The sequence below is a fragment of the Agrobacterium sp. 10MFCol1.1 genome, assembly GCF_000381165.1.
In the GTDB taxonomy this organism is placed as follows: domain Bacteria; phylum Pseudomonadota; class Alphaproteobacteria; order Rhizobiales; family Rhizobiaceae; genus Agrobacterium; species Agrobacterium tumefaciens.
The window spans coordinates 1-2,058 of the sequence record NZ_KB906097.1 but is presented as its reverse complement, the minus strand read 5'-3'; the positions used below and the strand labels follow the sequence as shown (position 1 = coordinate 2,058).

At 60.4% G+C, this 2,058-nt stretch carries 1 protein-coding gene; it reads left to right on the top strand.

The annotated features are described in order from the left end of the window. On the top strand, positions 1–2,058 hold a 2,058-nt coding region (gene traA / locus F617_RS27490), incomplete at both ends, for a Ti-type conjugative transfer relaxase TraA (RefSeq protein ID WP_019567438.1).

Genomic DNA, 2,058 nt, shown 5'->3' with positions numbered 1-2,058 from the left:
GATGACGAGGCAGCACGGCAAAATGCCGCGCTGATCCGCCAAAAACCCGAACAGGTTCTGACGCTGATCAGCCATGAGAAGAGCGTGTTCGATCGACACGACATTGCCAAGACCTTGCATCGCTACATCAACGATGACACCCAAACATTCCAGAACGCCTTTGCGGCTGTCATGGCCTCACCAGCGCTCGTGGAACTTCAGGCTGAGCGCATCGATGCCGAGACAGGCGAAGTGTCCAATGCGCGCTATTCGACGCAGGACATGATCGATCTGGAACTTGGCATGGCGCGATCGGCGGAACGGTTGCATCAGGCGCATGGCCATCTGGTCGATCCGCGCCATGTCGAGCGTGCAATGGAGAAGCAGGATAACGCTCTTCGCAAAAGCTCCGGCGGACCGTCGGCTGCGAGCGATCCGTCAGCGGGATTGTCGGACGAACAGCGTCTTGCGATTGCGCACATTACAGGTCCAGAACGCATCGCTGCTGTGGTCGGGTTTGCCGGTGCTGGAAAGTCCACCATGCTTGCAGCCGCTCGTAAGGCCTGGGAGGCTCAAGGCTATCAGGTCCATGGTGCAGCGCTTAGCGGAAAGGCAGCCGAGGGTCTTGAGGAAAGTGCCGGTATTCAAAGCCGCACCCTGGCGTCATGGTCTTACAGCTGGGACCGTGGCCGGGATCTGATCGGTCGCAGTGACGTGTTTGTTATTGACGAGGCCGGCATGGTCGGGAGCCGGCAGCTTGCCCGGTTCATCGGAGAAGCGGAAGAGCGCGGCGCAAAGATCGTTCTCGTCGGCGACCATGAGCAACTCCAGGCAATCGGGGCTGGTGCACCCTTCAGGGCGATTGCCGAGCAGATCGGCCATGTCGAACTTTCCGGGATACGCCGCCAGCGCCATGATTGGCAGAGACAGGCGTCGGTTGCCTTTGCGACCCACAAGACGGCCGAGGGCCTCGCCGCCTACCGCGATCACGGCGACATCCACTTTGCAGACAGCCGCGACAAGGCGATGGCGCAGATCGTGCGTGATTTTCTTGCCGATAACGAAGAGCATCCGCAAGGCACCCGGGTTGCCATGGCGCATCGCCGCGCCGATGTGTGCGCCCTCAATGCCGCCATTCGTTCTGAACTTCGGAACAGACAAAGGCTGGAGCGCAGCCCCGGGCTGAGCGACGACGCGGACTGTGGAGACCGTGGGGATGGTGAGGCCGGTCGCGAACTCACCTTCCAGACCAATAACGGCAAGCGCGCCTTCGGCCCCGGTGACCGGATCATCTTCCTTGAAAACAACCGCGACCTCCGCGTCAAAAACGGCATGCTTGGCACGGTCGAGCATGTGGAGCCGGGCAAGATTATCGCCCGGCTCGATGGTCGAGGTGGCGACAGTGTCAGCATTCCGACAGACAGCTATCAGGCGATCGACCATGGCTATGCGACGACGATCCATAAAAATCAGGGGGCGACAGTCGATCGCGCCTTTGTGCTGGCGTCGAGTACCATGGACCGGCATCTGACCTATGTTGCCATGACAAGGCATCGCGACAGCGTGCAGCTCTATGCAAACAGCCAGGAGTTCACCAAAGCGGGCCGGCTGGTTGATCACGGCGTTGCACCCTATGAGCATAATCGCCAGGCGCGCGAGAATTACTTCGTGACCCTGGAGAATGACAAGGGCGAGCGGCATACCGTGTGGGGCGTCGATCTCAAGCGGGCCATGCGAGATGCATCGCCAAAGATCGGGGACAGGATTTTGCTCCAGCATGACGGCGCCACGCCTGTCACGCTTCCGGACGGCACAAAGGCCGAGCGCAATACGTGGCGTGTCGTAAGGGGTGATGAACTCGCCTACCAGGAGCTGGCAAACCGCCTGTCGCGTTCCGGCGCGAAGGAAACCACCCTGGATTACATCAGCGACTTTGCCGAGCGGCGCGGAATCGCAAGCGACCAATGGATCACCAGCGACCCGTGGATCGGGCAAGAGTTTGGGGTGAGAAGCGAGATTGAACTTGCTTCCGCCAAAGATGAGCGTCAAGAGGTCTTGTCCCGTGCGGCCCATCTGCAA